The organism is Planktothrix rubescens CCAP 1459/22, assembly GCA_904830895.1.
Classification (GTDB): Bacteria; Cyanobacteriota; Cyanobacteriia; order Cyanobacteriales; family Microcoleaceae; genus Planktothrix; species Planktothrix agardhii.
In genome coordinates, this window is record LR882960.1 from 63,767 (window position 1) to 80,633 (window position 16,867).

The window sequence follows — 16,867 nt, forward strand, 5'->3', positions numbered from 1 at the left end:
AAGCTATTACCCATTTACACTAAACTTGATAACTTAATAACAGCTTAACAGTCATTAACTGTCATCCTGAACGCTGAACAGTTTAACTATTATTAACAGTCATTAACTGTCATCCTGAACGAAGTGAAGGATCTCTATGGGGTCTGGAGGAATAGTCCCCTGTAGAGACGTGCCATGGCGCGTCTCTACACGATACGAATGCGTAGGAAACATTGAAGGATGGAATATTAGACAATAAAAGCAGAATCATCAATTTTAAACTCAGGTTTAAATCCTAAAACGAGAACTTTATTTCGGCTGCGTTTAGAAAGGGGATAAAATCTGAGTTGATCTTCAATGGGGTTTAACAATTTAAGCAAATATTTTTGAAGTCGTTCATATTGTTCCTGATTTAAAACCGCTTCAAATACTGACTTTTGAACTCGCCATCCGTAAAGTTCTAACAGTTTTGCAACTTTGTTTCGACGACGATCATCAACGATATCGTAACAAATGAGATAAAACATAGGACAGGGAAACTAGAGGGTTAAAGTCCCCCTTTCCAAACAGGATTTAGGGGGAGCTAATTTTAGGAAAAAATAAGGATTTTAGTCTTTTCCGCTCAAAGCTTGAACAACATTCTTTTGAGTTAGATACTCTTTGGCATACATCTTTTTGATTTTGCCTTTTTCCTGTTGCATCAACAAAGGTTGATAAAATTCAATATCCCCTAACAAACAAGCAATATATTCTTTAGCTTGCAGTTCAAAACATTGGCGATAGCTAATTGTTCCCGCGAAAGGATGTTCAATATGGGTTGCGAGTTTTTCTTCCCAATGATTGATAAAGGTTTGGAGTGCAGAAGGTTGAAGATAGCCACCTCGACTTCCATTCGGAGGAACAAAATCTGAGGAAGTAATTGTACCCGTTTGCAGCAATTTAACGACTAAACTATCAACTAAAATCGGACGAAATTCTTCAATTAAGTCATCAACTAACGGTTGGCTTGTTTGGTTGAGAGTATGGAGATTACTGATTTCAGGATCTAAACCTAAATCATTAATAAACAGTGCCATTTGTTGATGCAGAAAGGTATAACCGAGCTTCAACATTTGAAGAACCGGATGGCTGAGGTCAAGACGAAAAGATGAATGAGGGTTTGACCATTGGGGGACTAATGATGCTAAAATAGGATAATAATAGCTGGTGGCTGTTGCATGATAATCCCATAATTCTTCAATGGAATTTGCTGAAGGTAAATCATCAGCTAAAAGTTGCAAAAAGTTGATGGTGTTCTCAATATTACAGGGATAAAATTCCGGTTGTAATTGTTTGAGAACAATGATTTCATTTTGCAGTTTTGCCCAAGTAATTGATTCTGCGATCGCCCGCACAAATTCAAGATCTTGAGAACAAATTAACTGATGGGTTTGATATTTGAAGGGACGTGGGGGTGTAAGTTCTAAACTTCCTAACTGATCCCCATGAACATTAATATAATAGACAGGAATTTGGCGAGTTGCAATTAAAACTTGAGTTTTGCGGGAGAGGTTACAAATACCAAACAGAATAATTTGGGTAACTCGGTTAATGGGAACCCCTAAACACAACTGCTGTTTATGGAAAACTTGCAGGTAACGAGAATGCACGTCAATACTGGAACCTGGATGAATGACATAAATTGTTGGCATAAACACAATTTAACTCTAGGGTAAACTCAGGAAAAACGTAAACAGTAATTAGTTTTTACGGTTTATTTTTTCCTTTGAGCTAATTTTTGCAGAGCTTTATATAGGTTTATATCTAGGTAAAATTAAGGTTTATATAAGTTTGTATATAAGTTATATATCTTTCTTATTTTAATATATTTTTCAATATTTTTTTGAGTATATTTTCTTGATTTTATATCTAAAAAAGCCTCGGATATTTTAAAATCCAAGGCTGAGACTATTTTTAATTTTCCATTAATACGACTAATTTCTTAGTCTAAAATATTTTCTACCAACTATTAGGTAGTGAGGAGACAGTTTCCATTAATACGACTAATTTCTTAGTCTAAAGATCAAAAAGGTCGCCATGTTTTCGTAAGAACTGATAGTTTCCATTAATACGACTAATTTCTTAGTCTAAAGCACACGGTGACATTTACCACGGGATTATTTTGCTTAAATAGGTTTCCATTAATACGACTAATTTCTTAGTCTAAAGGAGAATTTTTTATCCCGAATCCGGGATATTGAAACTCTGTTTCCATTAATACGACTAATTTCTTAGTCTAAAGCAGAGATTAAAGAGTATAAACCTATTCAAAAATAGGCTGCGTTTCCATTAATACGACTAATTTCTTAGTCTAAAGCACGGATCCTGGTGATCTTGGAGGAGGAAAAGTTTCCATTAATACGACTAATTTCTTAGTCTAAAGTTTCACTCCGCGGGGATCCAATTACCGATCCCGGTGACAAGTTTCCATTAATACGACTAATTTCTTAGTCTAAAGATTTTCTCATCTTTTGGCTATATTGATAATGTTCAAGAGGTTTCCATTAATACGACTAATTTCTTAGTCTAAAGTGGTGACCTCGGAAACGACACCTTGGATGTTTCCAAGGTTTCCATTAATACGACTAATTTCTTAGTCTAAAGCTGTACCCCACAACGAAGAGAACCTATTGGTTCTCGTTTCCATTAATACGACTAATTTCTTAGTCTAAAGTCATGCTTCTAAAAGAGCCTACTGTAGGTACTGTTTTAGTTTCCATTAATACGACTAATTTCTTAGTCTAAAGTCTTTTTTTCAGTAGTAGAATACAATGAAGAGAATCAGTTTCCATTAATACGACTAATTTCTTAGTCTAAAGGTGTTCCCAAAGTCGACAATTATAATGGTTTATCGAAGTTTCCATTAATACGACTAATTTCTTAGTCTAAAGACCTATTGATCCCATCACAGGAGAACCAATAGGGTAACTGTTTCCATTAATACGACTAATTTCTTAGTCTAAAGACCTAGTTGTAGGTCAGCGATATACTTTAAAACTGAACGTTTCCATTAATACGACTAATTTCTTAGTCTAAAGTCTAGGCTCATAGAAGCCTTGCTCTGACTGGATTATAAACCCCTAAATCTGAGGGCGTCAAGTTTTGACTTCAATCCATACTATTTATTCTCAATAAACAACAATAAACGATCCTTGAAATCGATACAGAGAGGGCGATCTGAGGGGGTCAACCCAAGAATGAGGATTTCAGCAATTCCCAGACCCCCTCAGAAACTTAACCTGTATCCTTAATTTTTCCAAATCATCGGGCGATAAACTTCCACCTCTCCCATCAAAGCCGCAATATACTCTCGGACTTGTAACTCGATACAACGTCGTAAACTAACTTTGTATCCTGTTTGAGGATGAGTCACTTCAGAATATAACTTTTCCTCCCAGTGTTTCAGGTACTTTTTGAGTGCATCCGGCTGAAGATAAACCCCACCCAATTCATCAGGAGAGGTAAAATCTTCAAGCAATAAAATTTTAGAATTGACTAAATAACTCACAAACGAGTCAACAATTTGAGCGCGAAACTCTTCCATTAAATCACTCACTAAAGCCGGATGATTATCACGGGGAACGTGCAAATTTCCAAAGTGAGTATGCAATCCTGCTAATTCAATAAATGAACAAACATTTTGACTCAGTAACGTATAACCCAAACTCAATAAACTATTAATCGGATCAGTGGGAGACGGATGCAAACTTATCAACAGTCATGCCATCCACACGATTCGCCAAGCCGCCCACACGATTCGCCAAGCCGCCCAAAGCCGTTCTAGGCTAAAATCCATAGAAGGTTGTGTTTAAGTGCCTACAACTTGATTATCTGAAGCGTCTATGTTCTCCAAACTGATCCCCACAACTTTGATTCTGATAAAGATGGCATTGGCTGTGAAGGACGTTAATTCTATATCAAATGGGATTAAATCTACTATTAGTTGACCAATGATCATTCATAAAATCATCAATATCGGATTGCTCCATATCAACTGAAAAGCAATAAAGACTTGTACAAACATCATTAGCTGACATCTTTCGCGGATATTTGTCATTCTCATAAGATTTGGCATAAATCTTAACCCGACCAGTCCAACCATTCGGAACTTGAGCAATATCTTTCTCGTAGACAAGTCCCATATTAATAAACCCAGGCTGTCCATCAAACTTCCCTTCTAAACTAACTTTATCCTTGCCATTAATATTCAGAAAACTACTCCTAACTGTTAGTTCTTCTCCATTCCAAGCATTTGATTGAGGTCGGGCAAAAGCGGTAAATTGAACAGCATAAAGAACTACTATCCAGACTTTTTTACCGTCCATCTTTTTCAACTCCTCAATAATCTCATCACAAAATAATAAGAAAACTAATCCCGCAGTTCCCGATTTAGCTAAATGATTTACTCTCCAATATGATGCCGCCCAAGTCTTCGGAGGATAAGGTTTACGGAAAGGATTAAGAGTTTCCCTCATAATAACCTCAGTCGAAGCTCTAAATTTAGCCGTAACTTCTTTAACTAATCTATCATCATCATTAGCGGCTTTATGGGCTAAGGCTGCACCCATTTCGGCTCGATAAGCATCACGTTCACGAAGTGCGATCGCATCTTGAACAGCATCAGAAACAACAAGAGAAAATAAAGTAAATCTATAATCCATTGGAATTGTATCTTCCTTGAGATTTGGCTGTCGATAATAACTATTAACTAAACTAACTATTCGAGTAACAGTATCAGTTAAATTGTTATTCACTAAACAAGGACGAGTAAAATAACAATCATCAGATTTTAAGTCTGCCAACCATTGAATATCAGCACCAGATTTATCAAGAAATTCCTTAACAACTTTTAGACCATCTTGATTATTAGGATAAGCTGATTTTAAACTATCAACGGCTATTTGTAATTCCTGGGAAAGAAAATCAATTATCCTCATTTCCCCTTCTTTTGGGATATCTAAAACAATTAATTCCGCACCAATAGCTCTAGCCCGTCCGAGTAAACTAGCGACTACTCCGGTAATATCATTCATTGAATTAATAGCAATTTGTTGAAGACTTCCAGTGAGTGCAACCTTGGGAAACTTCTTAACCTTTGGTGGGGCATCCATATCATATAAAGCCATTGTTAAGTTAGGATATCGACTACTATTTATTAATTGAATAAAGTCACCATCAGTATCACGACCCAGACTCAATAAAAGTTCACGAGTCGCGGCTAAAACTCCCCTAGTATTTCGGAATCTACCCTCATGAAAATTCTCCCACAGTTGAACATCTCCCCAATGCCGCATAGGGTTACAAAATACGATATATTGACCTTCATTGAAACTTGGTGAGCAGAAAACTTTGGGTTTAAATACAAAATCATTACCATAGGCTTTCTGATATTTCTCTAAACTTGTATCCGGTGTACACATAACCGAATAAAACCTAACTCCGGCTGATTTAGCAAGGTTTTTCCACATCTCCCTAAGTCTAAATTTAACCTTGAGAAGAACATAAGGATGTAATATTAAAACCCCTTTTTTATCAGCTTTAATTATCTTGAGAACCGAATCAACATAAGCAACTTCAGCATCAGGATTATCGTCAAGATTCGCTAATTCTTGTTCAGCTTCATCAAGGTCAATTCGGAGAACATCAGCTAATTTATAAATATCATCAAGGGCACTGCTTAATTTCTGACATTTCTCATGGAGTTTTGATATTATTCCATCTTCTTCTAAGGTTTCAAAACTAAACCATTGCCATAACATCCAACCGGGTTTAGCACGGCGTTCTTCAGCTTCATGTACAACACCAATTAGAACTTTACCAGTATAATTCCCAGGTGCGGGTTTATTACCTTTAAAACAACTCAGGGGAATAACTAAATCAACTCCGGCAAATCTAGGATCAGTTTCAAATTTATAACTATGACTTGCGGTTCCTTTAATTGTCCATTCTTTAAAGATGGCGGCTCGGATTTGAATTGTTGTAGGGTTATCTTCATTGCCAATTGTTTCCCAACTTTCTAATAAAGTCAGAAGGCTTTTAGATAATTTAGCATGACAATCTCCCGTATCCCAATGGGTATTATTTACTCCATCATCTTGAGGGCTACTATCAGAAGGATTCCGTCTTTCATCATCAACAACAATATATTTTATTTCTCTATAAAATAATCTATTGCATCCTGTATGCAAAATACTCCCGTAAATTATTCGTTTCCAGTCGTCTTTTTTAGGAAAATAATCTCTACCAATTGTTCTTTTTGGAGTAAATAAAAACCTCCCATGTGTTCTTGAATTAGAAGCTAAATCCAAAAAATAAGGGTCAGAAACAGCAGGAACTTTAAAAGGGTCTAATAAACTGGGGTTAGTTGATGTTTTAGGAATTTCACCAATAATAAATTCTTTAGCCGGATATAAAGCTGCCAACATTGTATTACGCAAAACTACTGGTGGTGAAGTTGAAAACCTCTGGTTTGTACAGTCCCAAACATAGAAAGTCGATATCGTTATTATTTGACCTTCTGTTCCATCTTCTTTAAGTTTTATATTCTCAAATGTTGTTGGCATAATTTCTCCTTAATTAATTTACTAATTAGTAATTCATAATTTGTAATTGATTAGAAGGGTTCTTCTGCAAAATGTTTTAACGAATCCCAGGTAGTTGTTTGAATGGTTTTATCAGAAATTTCTATAGGTTCATTAATATTTGTTAAATCAAACATTAAGGCAACTTCTTCATCATCATTGACATTAAATGCCCAAAATTTAACATAAGTAGATTTAGCTTCATTGAGCATCCGTTTGGAGAAATCAATAATGTAATCTCTCATTTGCTTCTCATTCATATCGTAAGTTCCGGCAAAACCCGTATCGGGTGAACCTGATAATCTGGTTCCAAAAAGATAGACAAGTCTACCAAATTTCACTTTCTTATCACTTAATTTAAAAGCAACTAAAATTAGTCCAGCAACCAGAGCAATCCAAGGAGCATAACCCATCAAAACTGCCCAAGCTCCACCAAATAAAGTTCCAGTAGCACTCCCAATTTTAGGCACTAATTGAGGTAAAGATTGTAATAGTCCTGCTGATAAATACCTACTAACTTCTGCACCTGCCGAACCAATAGCTTTACAGACAACTGATGTTACCGTATGGGTTAATACTTCTAATATCTGATTAGGAATACTAAACATTGATAAAAACCAATTTGCCAGTTTGTTAATTACCCCTACAACATCCGTTAGTTTTGGTTTATCAGTTGGTATTATTAATTCGATAGCTCCAAAAGTACCATAACTTGCTACCTGTCCTGAGCTTTGCCGAAGGGTTGGTATTGATTGAGGACTAGAACTAATCCCCATAAATTTCTTAACAAAATTCTTTAGCCTATATAATTGATTTTTAATTGTATTAGAAGCAGATTCCCCCGCCGATGCAATTAATCCTTCAAGTTCGGTAATTTTATCTTGAAGATAATCTAAACCAAATTTATCAGCAAATTGATTTATTGTTGATTGAGCTTGAGATTGAATCCCTCCAAATTTAGATTGAAGATTCGTTATTTCACTATTTAATAAGGGAATATTGAGGGTTTCATTGTAGGCAGAAATCCCCATAACATAATAATATTCATCATCAGAACTTGGGATATCACGACTCATTATATTGTTGGCATAAGCTACTAGATTTTGACCCTTATAGAGTTTTGTATTATAGGCTTTATTAATCCCATAGATTGATTCTAAGGTAACTAATCCTGCCAGAATTGAAATATCAGGAAGGGCGATAAGTTGTTCGGCTATCTGTTTTATCGGTTCTAATATTGGTTCAGTTAATCCTGTTAGGGTACTAACAACAGGAAAATTATTAACCCCATTATTGATCAACCCATAAATTTCAGAACCAATCTCTAAGATATCTTTTCCTAACCAATTCTTAGATTCCCCAGAATCAACAACCCGACTCTTTAATGTTTGTAGGTATTTTGCTGTTAATAACACCATATTGTTATTTGTTATTGGTAATTTGTTATTAGTTTGTTATTTAGCAATCGCAAATTATCAGGTTTAAGATTGCGATTGCTAGATTAATCGCGGGGTTAATCTATTAATACCTGATCAATGGAGTAATAGCAATTTTGATTCAAGTATGTCGAAGATGGTAATATTGTAATTGAGTTATTGATACCATCTTCTCGAACTCTAAACTCAGTTTGAGTGAAACTTAATTTCCCCGCAGTCATAATTTTACCTGGTAATTTGATAGTATTATCGTATCATAAAGTTGATTTTTAGGACAACAAAAATGGCACTATCTTGTCAGCTTGCGAACAATTATTATCCCACCAAAAATTATGGGGTTTCGAGTTGGTGGAGTTCACCGAAACTTGATGGAGTACGGGGGATTTACCTCCCGACCGAACAAGCAATATTTAGTCGAACATTGAAATCAAAATTTGTAGGTTTAGACCATATCCTAGATATTTGTAAACAACAAGGTTATATTCTCGACGGTGAGCTTTATATTCCTGGGGAACCCTTTGATGTTATTTCCGGTATCGTTAGAGGTGGGAAGAAGTACGATATTGCCAAGAAACAAAGATTGCAATTTCATATATTTGCTATTCTTCCAATCGGCTACTGGGAATGGTTAAGTACCCAAGAAATGATTGATGCTATCCCCCTTGTTCTGCCACCGTCTCAATCAATTGTTGTAGAGATTACCTATACTTTAATTGAAAATAATCCCGTTGCTATTCAAGCTCAGAATCAATTCAATAAAGATAACGGTCTATCCCTTGAGGGAACAATGTTAAGGCATCCTTATAGGGATTATCATGAGGGTAGAAGCGATGATTTATTGAAGGTGAAGAACTTTGAGAAATCTACTTTTATTTGTACGGGTTTCTTTAAAGGTACTGGCAAGTATTCAGGAAGTTTAGGTAAAATATCTGTTCAATCTGAATTGTTGGGAGTTCCTGTAGCTGCTAGGGTTGGTACGGGTTTTTCTGATGCTGAACGTTTGGAGATTTGGAATAATCAATCAAATTATCGGGGACGACAACTTGAAGTAATCCATCTTGGACTTACTAAAGCTAATTCAGTTCGACATCCGGTTTTTTCAAAGTTTATTTAATAAGGTTTGACTTAAACTAAAAGCATTAGTCGGGAGTTAAATTCTAACTAATGCTTTAGTGGCTTAAACTATTAAAAATCTCCGTAGATTTACATTTATAATTATATCACAATAAATTATAAGACGCTACCGCGACAATTTAATGAAGTTTCTCTTAGCTAAATCAATGAATACCATAACTTTTGCAGGAATTAAAGGTAAAGTTCTTAAATCATCTCCACATGGTAATTATCTTACAGTTGAACTTTGCGATCGCATTACGATTGTAGGAACTTTCTCGAACCAATACCAATGGTCAGAGGCACCTGATTCTGATTCGGGCTTTACCAGTTTTATTGCTTATATTGGTTTCACAACCGAAGAACAATTAAGTCTCAATGACCAAATTCAATTCTATGGCGGTCATATTCAGGACTCCCGTGATTCCAAACGTAATCAACATTTCCCCTTTGAATTTAAAGTTAAAGAACTCTCCATCAGTAGTTTGTTAAATCTCTTTAATGAACTTCAATCATAAATTCAATAACAAATAACAAAACCAATAATGCTACTCAGGAGAATAACGTTATTGGCTTTGTTATGCGTTCAATTCGGTACAAATTTAGGATAACACAATGAGAGACAAAACAATCAAGGTTTGTAGAGAACTTTGCTGGCAAGAAGAACGGGACGAATGGGAGTCGCCGGAAGGGAAATTGATCCCTTATATTCGATTTTCTAAGTTTATAATGCCAGAGAACGATGACATGAATAGTTACTACATCCAGATAACAATATGGGCTAAAAACGTTTCTCTCGACATCAAAGAATATTGTGGGGAATGCGGCCCAGAAATAGATTCTGAAGATAGATGGGTAATGAGTCGCACCTTCAGAATCGCCAAAGTTCCTTATGCAGAATTTATTGAAAGAAGTAACGAATTAATCCAACAAGCCAACCGGATTCTGTACGAAAAATTTACCCCTTAAAGTCAATAAACCAGCATTAGTTGTTGGTTTATTTTTTTTTCTACCTAAAACTATGAAACCTAAAACCAACAGCACCCCATTCGACTCCGCTCATGACAGGCTTCGACTCCGCTCAGGAGAGCCCTTCTACATTCAATTACAATTACCTTTATTTCCCAAACTCAAACGAAACCAGAAAGTCAAAATTAAAGGCTTAGATTCTGATGGAGAATATCCTAATTTAGTTGGGAAAGTTGGGATAATCTTTGCGATTGCCAATAATGGGATTTGGGTAAGATTCCCTGGTAGATATTTGGGAAGAACTCGAAAAGGTAAAGTTAATTTAGTTTTGCTTTATTCGATTTGGAATATTGAGTACAATTAATAAATAAAAGAAGCTAACGCTAAAGTAGGTGTTGTTCTTTTTTCCAATACAATGTCTATCCTGATTCAAACTAAAGCTCAAAAAACAACTTCAACCCTCGTTGATTGCTTTCGGATTCTTGCTTGGCAACATTATAAGAGTACCAACAAAGGCTTAAAAGTTGAAGGTAAAGAAATCAGTGGTTTAGAACTTTATGAAAACTTCAAACCCCAATGGCTCAAGCATGAAATTCATAAAATGGATTTAGCTAAAGTCCGTAAATTCATCGAGGAAATGGGTTATACCGAAGATGAACTTATGGAAATCCGGTCTGATTATTACGAACAAAAATCTAATTATCAACCCAAAGAATCAACTGAATCAAAAGTTAATCAACTGAAACAAAAGTATCAAGAAGCTGATTCCGAATACGACCCCAAACCTTTCTAATTTCTAAACCTCTTAACTAATTAAGTCTTAGTCTCTTTGTGAGATTAAGGCTTTTTTTTATCCTCAAAGTTAGTGGTGAGATGCTAACGCAAGAATTGATGAAGTTTTTGGTAACAAGCAATGACTAACTTTCAATTTCCAATTCTAAACATCAAAATAGTTTTCCCTGGTAAAAGCCGAAAACATTTAGTTGATTTAGGCAAAGAATTTCAGACTTTTGGCTATACTCCCCAAAGTTTTCGGGAGAATCTCTGGCAACAAATCCAGAACAGTCGCAACCAGCAAACACGAGAATTTAAGTGTTTGAGAAGTATGGCAATGAATCACAAGCAGATAGCTTTATTGATTAAGGATGAGGAGCAAAGACCATACTCAGAAATCGTTATCCGGGCAGTTAGTTTTGTTCACCGAATCGAAGAACTAGCCCCATTAGGAGGTATTGAATCCGATGACAAAATGCAACCCGAAGCCTTTTATGAACTGTTGAAGCAATTAGGTTTTAAGTTGAATCTCGTTAAATCCTAATCAATAAACCCTTAATTAATTAGATTCAATCTAGTTAGGGGTTTTTCTAATTCACTTAACTTTAAATCAATGAAAATCACTGTGGCTATTTCCGGTTCACGTTCAATCGAAACATTAAATACAGAAGCCCTAACTAGAATCAATAAGATTATTAGTCTTAATTATGAGATTCTAATTGGTGATGCTCCTGGTGTTGATACCCTTGTTCAAACTTATCTTGATTCATTAAATTATGACAATGTTCAAGTTTGGTTTGCCTTTAGTACCCTGAGAAATAATGTTGGTAATTGGGGAACCGTTAAAGTTCAAGGAAATTATAGCCTTCGAGACAAATTAATGATGAGTTCTGCTGATTTTGGTTTAGCTATTTGGGATGGTAAAAGCCCAGGAACTCAACGAAATATCAAACAACTTGGTAAACGTTGCCGAGTTGTTTTTATTAACTAATTCACTTAATTAAAAGTAATTTGGCGATAGCTTAGTGCTTGGTAGCTACCGCCAAAGATAGGTGTTTTATCGTTTTTTCTAACATAAATATTACCATGAATGAACTCAATGGTCAATGGCTTGAATGTGGCGGAAAACCCTGTTTCTGTCCTGATAATTCCCCATCTCCTTATGATTATCTTTGGGACGATGATATTGAAGATATTGAAGAAACTGAAGATATTGAAGAAACTGAAGATATTGAAGAAACTAAAGAAGTTATAGAATTTCGAGAAAAATGCAAACTGATTTCAAGATATTCAAGTCTTATCGAACCCTTCGACTCCGCTCAGGAGAGTTCCCTTGAATTTGAAATTGAATCTAATTCAAGATACGATGAGTTTTAAATTAAATCCTTAATTAATTAGATACCCAATCTAGTTAGTTGAGGACTTTTTTTTAAGAAATAAAAGAACTAACGTAAGAGTAATTGAAATTTATTGGTAACAAACATGAACAAAACTAAATTAAAATTCTCTACTGAACTCCGAAAGCTAACTACTGTTCAGAATCCAGAAGCATTGCGAGCTTATTGTCAAAGTCTGAAATCTCAATTAGTTGCAGACCCTAGTAACTATGCGAAGGGTCGATATCGGTTATGGCTTTTCCATGAAGTTGATTTCAGAGATGGAACCCTCAGTAAAGGCTATTCTGATCAGCGATTACTTGATTTTTCACAACGGGTTTATCCTGGCTGTGATATTGGTTTATTAACTTATCATGGCCCTGTAACTAATGACAAAGTTAGTGATGGCCGAATCAACCTACATCGAGATCATACATACTCAAATCCTAAAGCAATTAGTATTAATTTAGGCGAAGCAATCTTTACTTATGGTGAACCCGAACAAACTGATTATCTTCTTCAGAATGGGGATATTACTGAATTTAATTGTAAGGTTCTCCATGCAGTTACAGAGATTAGAAGTGCAGAAAGATTTAGTATTGTCTTCTGGAAATTAAATGAAGCGAAAGGCTACAAACCCCTGTCCTGAGCGGAGTCGAAGGGACTAACTTAACTTTAACAAAACCCTAATTAATTAGATTTAATCTAGTTAGTTAGGGTTTTTTATTGCTACCGCTTCAATTTATTGCTCTTGATTATCTAATTAATAATGAAAACTGCGTTTATTACCGGACATCGTTGCCTTATTCAACCTAAAGCTGAACTCGGAATTAATCAATTAACTGACCTCGCTATTGAACGAGGATTTAATTGTTTTCTATCTGGAATGGCTATTGGAACTGACAACAAGGCTGCACAAATTTGGAGCCAACGAGGATTAAATTGGAAAGCAATTTTTCCTTGTCCTGAACAAAGATACGGTCATAGTTTGTATCGCAAACAACGGGAAAAACTCTTAGCTACTGCAACCGAAGTAAAAATCCTTTACCCAGAATACTCTGACGGGGTGATGCAGGCTCGTGATCAATATCTTGTTAATAATTCTAGTTTGGGTTTAGCCGTCTGGGACGGTCGAACAACTGGGGGAACTTATCTAACAATTTCAATGGCACGAAAAGCTAAACTTCCAGTTATTATTTTCAATCCTAAAACCGAATTAATTGAGATTGAAGAACCCTTAAAACAATTGAATTTATTTGATTGAAACTACCCTTCGACTCCGCTCAGGACAGGGCTACCGCTTGATGGCGTTGGTCATTCATTTGGACAATCCAAAATGTATCAACGTCATTCAACTCAATGGACAATTTATAGTGCTTTTCACGGTGCAGATTTCTGGTTAATTGCCAAACATAATCGGGAAATGTTGGGGAAACCAATTCGTGAATATAAGAAAGGTTGTTTTGGAATGTTAGCCCCTAAAAACATTGACCCAAACTATGGCTTTTATCTCTGTCAATACCTCTACAATGAGCGATTTTGGCAATCTTATAGTTATGGAGCTCTTGAACTCAATCACCTGCGAATTACCGATGTTCGAGAAGTCTTTAAACCCGATAGTTATTTACTTTCTCCAACTGGAACTCTAATTGTTTTAAGTTCTACTTGCCAACTGGCTACCGCTTAATCTTCTTGATTTCAATTAAAGGTAAACATGGAAACTAAACAAACACAAACTAAACTCAATCTCGATATTGATGTTGATGTTGTTATCGAACGACTGCAACTTGATGGGGTTTTCGAGTGCGATCGCATTCCCCAACATCTCGTTAAACAAGCTCTTTCTAAATGGCTCTCCAAGATTGAAGACAGCATCAATAATGAACCCGATTGGTGGATTCGACAGTTTGAATCTAAAGCCTTTAAATCTTCTATTGAATCCTTCCTTGATGATTATTCTCAAGATTCTGAAGGTATTGAACAATCTGAAGATTCTGAAAAAGATATTGAGTTTGCTGCCCTTTCCTAACAACAAACTCAAAACTATCAGAGTACAAGATAAGTAAACCAATTCACTAATAATACCAGGATTCTATTAGTTTGTCAATGGAATCTTGGTATTTTTCTATCAGTAAACCTCAACTAAATTAAACCAATGATTCCTAACAAATCTCAATTTCTTTCTGAATTAGAAGTTGATTCTGAATTAGACCTTGAACTCTCTACTGATCCTAATCAATCTATCCGAAAGTTTGTTGAACACAAACAAGTGATTAAGTTTCTTTCTGAACAACTCTCTGAAATTGAACCCGATGCAATCGTCGAAGCCCTTGCTATCCATCAAGATAACATGAATAACAACAAGAATAATGTTATTTATCAGGATAGCATTGCAAAAGTTGTTATTTGTTTTCGTCAAAAATATGTGAGTTCAAAAGATTCACCGGAGTTGGCAAAATTAGAGGAGTTGATTCGGTCTGAGGAAATTATTATCCTTAAACGCAATGGCGAGAAACTCAACAAATTAGATTCTGAGATTGAGGAACTTGAGAATCAAATTAAAGGGCTTGAAGTTCGTAAAGAAAAGCTCTTGAGTTCCAAACGGATTGAAAGTTTGAAAGCAGAATATCAGCAATTAATTCAGGAATTAGCTTACAAAGAACCTGGATTAAATATTAGCTTTAAACGATAAATATTAGGTTATAATGTTGGGAAGACTACTGAGTTTTTCCAACAAGATAATCTAGCTACCGCCTAGGGTTTTTGGTTGATTTCCTAAGTAAAAAATCAATCAAACTGAAACTAAAACCACTTACAAAACTAGAACAAACCATGAATATTATCCAAATCGACGGATACGGATTTCTGATTCCCAGTTCTCCGAGTCGTTATCGTGGTAATTGCTCAAAAGAATGGGGTCAATTTGTTGGAGGAAACACCAATAATATGACCTGTTCTGAAGCCGAAAAAGCCGGATTAACCAAAGGAAAATTTGTTGAGATGGCGGTTTGTCATATTTCAACGAAAATTCTTACCTTTGAACCAAATTATCTTAATGAGGAATTTCTGGAAATTTGGGGGATTCCGGTTGGTGGCGAAATGAAAGATCAATTCCATGCAAAGGCTTCTGAACTTTCAACCTTTTTGATGCACCGTCAAAGTAAAGATAAATTCACTACTTTAACGGAACAATTTGTTAAGAATGCGCTTAATAGTTGGGCTTCTGAAGGGATGAAAGATAACTTCAACAAATATAGTTTGGAGAAGATTCGGGAAAGCTACAATAACTTGATTTTCCGGTTCGAGATGACCAAAACGGAAGGAAAGTTTGGTAATTATTTCCACATTGCCAGTAGCTATCGGGAACCCAATGGCGAACTTGAATTAGCTGCGTTGAAAGCATCAAAAGATATTCAATCAATGGATGTCTGTAATGATCAACGATTGGTTGAAAATCAAGCGAAATGTTTTGCTTCAATTGCGGAAACCGAACTCAATCAAGCTCCAGTTGCTCAATTGAATGCAACTAACTCTAAACAACTGAAATCAGCTAAAGCCTAATTATAGAGTCGGGGAGAAATCCTCGGCTTTTTTTTACCAACATTAACCAAAACATTTAGGAAAAATCAATGACAACTATCGCCTGGACAGATGAGACAATTAACCCGATTGTCGGATGCTCCCGAATTAGTGCGGGATGCGAAAAATGTTACGCAGAAACGGCGGCGAAAACGGCAAGGCTCCAACAATTCCCACAATATCAGAAAGTGGCGAAGTGGAATGGAACAGTTGAATTTGTAGAATCACAACTGATAAAGCCTTATGAATGGAAAAAGTCTAAGAAGATATTTATTTGTTCAATGGCTGATATTTTTCATGAAAATGTTCTATTTGATTGGGTTGAAGAAATATTTTATATGATTGAAAATTGTCCTCAACATACATTCCAAATTCTGACCAAACGACCAGAACGAATGATTGAATTTTTTGATTGGTATATAGCCCGAAATAGTGATCATTCTGTTGAGTTGCAATGGACAATGCCGGACAATATTTGGCTCGGTGTTAGTTGTGAGAATCAAGCAATAGCCGATAAACGAATCCCTCTGCTTATGCAAATTCCTGCCAAGGTACGATTTCTGAGTTGTGAACCTTTATTAGAACCCATAAACTTGTCGAAATTCTTACCATTCGATTGGTCAGAGGTTGCCGAGGATTGGATTGAATCATGGCCAGGAATCGGCAGTTATTCTACTAATGATTATCCCAGTTGGGTGATAGCCGGAGGAGAGTCGGGAGCGGGCGCTCGTCCCTGTCACGTTGACTGGCTCCGTGATATTGCTAGTCAATGTCAGAGTGCTAAAGTCCCCGTCTTTGTTAAGCAATTGGGAAGTAATGCGTTGCAGGGTCATATCGTTAATGGTAGCAAACTCAAACTTAAAGACCGTAAAGGAAGCGATATCAATGAGTTTCCAGAAGATTTGAGAATCCAACAATTTCCTAATTAATTAATTAAGTCTTAACTTTCTAATTGAAGGTTAAGGCTTTTAAAAATCTTTAACTAAACTTCTCTAAAACCTATCAATTAATACCCATTTCC

General features: G+C 35.8%; 20 protein-coding genes, 1 pseudogene and 1 CRISPR repeat array. Of the genes and pseudogenes, 15 read left to right on the forward strand and 6 right to left on the reverse strand.

Features of this window, described 5'->3' with window-relative positions; all coding sequences use genetic code 11:
* Nucleotides 1-227: 227 nt before the first annotated feature.
* The 6 genes and pseudogenes from cas2 to NMG86_RS25420 all read right to left on the reverse strand — a co-directional run bounded on the left by cas2 (nt 228) and on the right by NMG86_RS25420 (nt 8,256).
* Nucleotides 228-506, reverse strand: a complete 279-nt coding sequence (cas2, locus tag NMG86_RS25395) for a CRISPR-associated endonuclease Cas2 (RefSeq protein WP_026798285.1) — start codon at nt 504-506, stop codon at nt 228-230.
* 81 nt (nt 507-587) lie between these two features.
* Complete coding sequence (gene cas1 / locus NMG86_RS25400; protein ID WP_026798284.1) at nt 588-1,670, reverse strand: CRISPR-associated endonuclease Cas1; 1,083 nt, start codon at nt 1,668-1,670, stop codon at nt 588-590.
* A 266-nt stretch (nt 1,671-1,936) separates the two neighbouring features.
* Nucleotides 1,937-3,056: direct repeats of the CRISPR family, unit length 35 nt; unit sequence GTTTCCATTAATACGACTAATTTCTTAGTCTAAAG.
* A 209-nt stretch (nt 3,057-3,265) separates the two neighbouring features.
* Nucleotides 3,266-3,712: pseudogene (gene cas1 / locus NMG86_RS25405) on the reverse strand (CRISPR-associated endonuclease Cas1); the annotation flags it as partial.
* A gap of 223 nt (nt 3,713-3,935) precedes the next feature.
* Nucleotides 3,936-6,581, reverse strand: coding sequence for a hypothetical protein (locus tag NMG86_RS25410; RefSeq protein WP_087882267.1), 2,646 nt, complete (start codon nt 6,579-6,581; stop codon nt 3,936-3,938).
* Between the two features lie 50 nt (nt 6,582-6,631).
* Entirely contained in the window at nt 6,632-8,017 is a 1,386-nt protein-coding gene (locus NMG86_RS25415; protein WP_087882268.1) for a hypothetical protein, read from the reverse strand.
* A gap of 95 nt (nt 8,018-8,112) precedes the next feature.
* Nucleotides 8,113-8,256 carry a hypothetical protein gene (locus tag NMG86_RS25420; protein ID WP_199918738.1) on the reverse strand — a complete coding sequence of 48 codons (144 nt, stop codon included), beginning with the start codon at nt 8,254-8,256 and terminating at the stop codon, nt 8,113-8,115.
* A 62-nt stretch (nt 8,257-8,318) separates the two neighbouring features.
* Between NMG86_RS25420 and NMG86_RS25425 the strand changes: the two genes are divergently transcribed.
* The 15 genes from NMG86_RS25425 to NMG86_RS25495 all read left to right on the forward strand — a co-directional run bounded on the left by NMG86_RS25425 (nt 8,319) and on the right by NMG86_RS25495 (nt 16,775).
* Nucleotides 8,319-9,149 (forward strand): ATP-dependent DNA ligase, encoded by an 831-nt coding sequence (locus NMG86_RS25425; RefSeq protein ID WP_087882269.1) that lies wholly within the window; start codon nt 8,319-8,321, stop codon nt 9,147-9,149.
* A 166-nt stretch (nt 9,150-9,315) separates the two neighbouring features.
* Nucleotides 9,316-9,666, forward strand: a complete 351-nt coding sequence (locus NMG86_RS25430; protein ID WP_087882270.1) for a hypothetical protein — start codon at nt 9,316-9,318, stop codon at nt 9,664-9,666.
* A gap of 97 nt (nt 9,667-9,763) precedes the next feature.
* Nucleotides 9,764-10,117: a hypothetical protein gene (locus NMG86_RS25435; RefSeq protein WP_042158588.1), complete on the forward strand. Its 354-nt coding sequence runs from the start codon at nt 9,764-9,766 to the stop codon at nt 10,115-10,117.
* A 52-nt stretch (nt 10,118-10,169) separates the two neighbouring features.
* Nucleotides 10,170-10,481: a hypothetical protein gene (locus NMG86_RS25440; RefSeq protein ID WP_042158582.1), complete on the forward strand. Its 312-nt coding sequence runs from the start codon at nt 10,170-10,172 to the stop codon at nt 10,479-10,481.
* 51 nt (nt 10,482-10,532) lie between these two features.
* On the forward strand, nt 10,533-10,910 hold the full coding sequence (locus tag NMG86_RS25445) for a hypothetical protein (protein ID WP_052369758.1): 378 nt from the start codon (nt 10,533-10,535) through the stop codon (nt 10,908-10,910).
* Between the two features lie 120 nt (nt 10,911-11,030).
* The gene (locus tag NMG86_RS25450; RefSeq protein ID WP_235758805.1) at nt 11,031-11,435 is read left to right on the forward strand and encodes a hypothetical protein; all 405 of its coding nucleotides are present in this window, start codon (nt 11,031-11,033) and stop codon (nt 11,433-11,435) included.
* Between the two features lie 69 nt (nt 11,436-11,504).
* Nucleotides 11,505-11,882 (forward strand): hypothetical protein, encoded by a 378-nt coding sequence (locus tag NMG86_RS25455; RefSeq protein ID WP_499103748.1) that lies wholly within the window; start codon nt 11,505-11,507, stop codon nt 11,880-11,882.
* Nucleotides 11,883-11,977: 95 nt separating this feature from the next.
* The gene (locus tag NMG86_RS25460; protein ID WP_087882289.1) at nt 11,978-12,268 is read left to right on the forward strand and encodes a hypothetical protein; all 291 of its coding nucleotides are present in this window, start codon (nt 11,978-11,980) and stop codon (nt 12,266-12,268) included.
* A gap of 105 nt (nt 12,269-12,373) precedes the next feature.
* Nucleotides 12,374-12,916, forward strand: a complete 543-nt coding sequence (locus NMG86_RS25465; protein WP_026798282.1) for a hypothetical protein — start codon at nt 12,374-12,376, stop codon at nt 12,914-12,916.
* 120 nt (nt 12,917-13,036) lie between these two features.
* Nucleotides 13,037-13,531 carry a hypothetical protein gene (locus tag NMG86_RS25470; RefSeq protein ID WP_026798281.1) on the forward strand — a complete coding sequence of 165 codons (495 nt, stop codon included), beginning with the start codon at nt 13,037-13,039 and terminating at the stop codon, nt 13,529-13,531.
* Nucleotides 13,532-13,603: 72 nt separating this feature from the next.
* On the forward strand, nt 13,604-13,954 hold the full coding sequence (locus NMG86_RS25475) for a hypothetical protein (RefSeq protein WP_087882272.1): 351 nt from the start codon (nt 13,604-13,606) through the stop codon (nt 13,952-13,954).
* A 27-nt stretch (nt 13,955-13,981) separates the two neighbouring features.
* A complete protein-coding gene (locus tag NMG86_RS25480; protein ID WP_087882273.1) occupies nt 13,982-14,296 on the forward strand; it encodes a hypothetical protein in 315 nt (104 codons plus the stop codon).
* Between the two features lie 126 nt (nt 14,297-14,422).
* The gene (locus NMG86_RS25485; RefSeq protein ID WP_254034941.1) at nt 14,423-14,959 is read left to right on the forward strand and encodes a hypothetical protein; all 537 of its coding nucleotides are present in this window, start codon (nt 14,423-14,425) and stop codon (nt 14,957-14,959) included.
* 140 nt (nt 14,960-15,099) lie between these two features.
* The gene (locus tag NMG86_RS25490) at nt 15,100-15,828 is read left to right on the forward strand and encodes a hypothetical protein (RefSeq protein ID WP_227366580.1); all 729 of its coding nucleotides are present in this window, start codon (nt 15,100-15,102) and stop codon (nt 15,826-15,828) included.
* 68 nt (nt 15,829-15,896) lie between these two features.
* Complete coding sequence (locus tag NMG86_RS25495; protein ID WP_087882276.1) at nt 15,897-16,775, forward strand: DUF5131 family protein; 879 nt, start codon at nt 15,897-15,899, stop codon at nt 16,773-16,775.
* Nucleotides 16,776-16,867: the final 92 nt, after the last annotated feature.

What these genes read in the sequence shown, in the direction of transcription:
- NMG86_RS25420 (WP_199918738.1), bottom strand. Translation starts at nt 8,256, where the DNA reads ATGACTGCGGGGAAATTAAGTTTCACTCAAACTGAGTTTAGAGTTCGA.
- NMG86_RS25495 (WP_087882276.1), top strand. Translation starts at nt 15,897, where the DNA reads ATGACAACTATCGCCTGGACAGATGAGACAATTAACCCGATTGTCGGA.
- NMG86_RS25470 (WP_026798281.1), top strand. Translation starts at nt 13,037, where the DNA reads ATGAAAACTGCGTTTATTACCGGACATCGTTGCCTTATTCAACCTAAA.
- NMG86_RS25435 (WP_042158588.1), top strand. Translation starts at nt 9,764, where the DNA reads ATGAGAGACAAAACAATCAAGGTTTGTAGAGAACTTTGCTGGCAAGAA.
- NMG86_RS25480 (WP_087882273.1), top strand. Translation starts at nt 13,982, where the DNA reads ATGGAAACTAAACAAACACAAACTAAACTCAATCTCGATATTGATGTT.
- NMG86_RS25430 (WP_087882270.1), top strand. Translation starts at nt 9,316, where the DNA reads ATGAATACCATAACTTTTGCAGGAATTAAAGGTAAAGTTCTTAAATCA.
- NMG86_RS25450 (WP_235758805.1), top strand. Translation starts at nt 11,031, where the DNA reads ATGACTAACTTTCAATTTCCAATTCTAAACATCAAAATAGTTTTCCCT.
- NMG86_RS25410 (WP_087882267.1), bottom strand. Translation starts at nt 6,581, where the DNA reads ATGCCAACAACATTTGAGAATATAAAACTTAAAGAAGATGGAACAGAA.
- NMG86_RS25425 (WP_087882269.1), top strand. Translation starts at nt 8,319, where the DNA reads ATGGCACTATCTTGTCAGCTTGCGAACAATTATTATCCCACCAAAAAT.
- cas1 (WP_026798284.1), bottom strand. Translation starts at nt 1,670, where the DNA reads ATGCCAACAATTTATGTCATTCATCCAGGTTCCAGTATTGACGTGCAT.
- NMG86_RS25465 (WP_026798282.1), top strand. Translation starts at nt 12,374, where the DNA reads ATGAACAAAACTAAATTAAAATTCTCTACTGAACTCCGAAAGCTAACT.
- NMG86_RS25415 (WP_087882268.1), bottom strand. Translation starts at nt 8,017, where the DNA reads ATGGTGTTATTAACAGCAAAATACCTACAAACATTAAAGAGTCGGGTT.
- NMG86_RS25445 (WP_052369758.1), top strand. Translation starts at nt 10,533, where the DNA reads ATGTCTATCCTGATTCAAACTAAAGCTCAAAAAACAACTTCAACCCTC.
- NMG86_RS25475 (WP_087882272.1), top strand. Translation starts at nt 13,604, where the DNA reads ATGTATCAACGTCATTCAACTCAATGGACAATTTATAGTGCTTTTCAC.
- NMG86_RS25440 (WP_042158582.1), top strand. Translation starts at nt 10,170, where the DNA reads ATGAAACCTAAAACCAACAGCACCCCATTCGACTCCGCTCATGACAGG.
- NMG86_RS25460 (WP_087882289.1), top strand. Translation starts at nt 11,978, where the DNA reads ATGAATGAACTCAATGGTCAATGGCTTGAATGTGGCGGAAAACCCTGT.
- NMG86_RS25485 (WP_254034941.1), top strand. Translation starts at nt 14,423, where the DNA reads ATGATTCCTAACAAATCTCAATTTCTTTCTGAATTAGAAGTTGATTCT.
- NMG86_RS25490 (WP_227366580.1), top strand. Translation starts at nt 15,100, where the DNA reads ATGAATATTATCCAAATCGACGGATACGGATTTCTGATTCCCAGTTCT.
- cas2 (WP_026798285.1), bottom strand. Translation starts at nt 506, where the DNA reads ATGTTTTATCTCATTTGTTACGATATCGTTGATGATCGTCGTCGAAAC.
- NMG86_RS25455 (WP_499103748.1), top strand. Translation starts at nt 11,505, where the DNA reads ATGAAAATCACTGTGGCTATTTCCGGTTCACGTTCAATCGAAACATTA.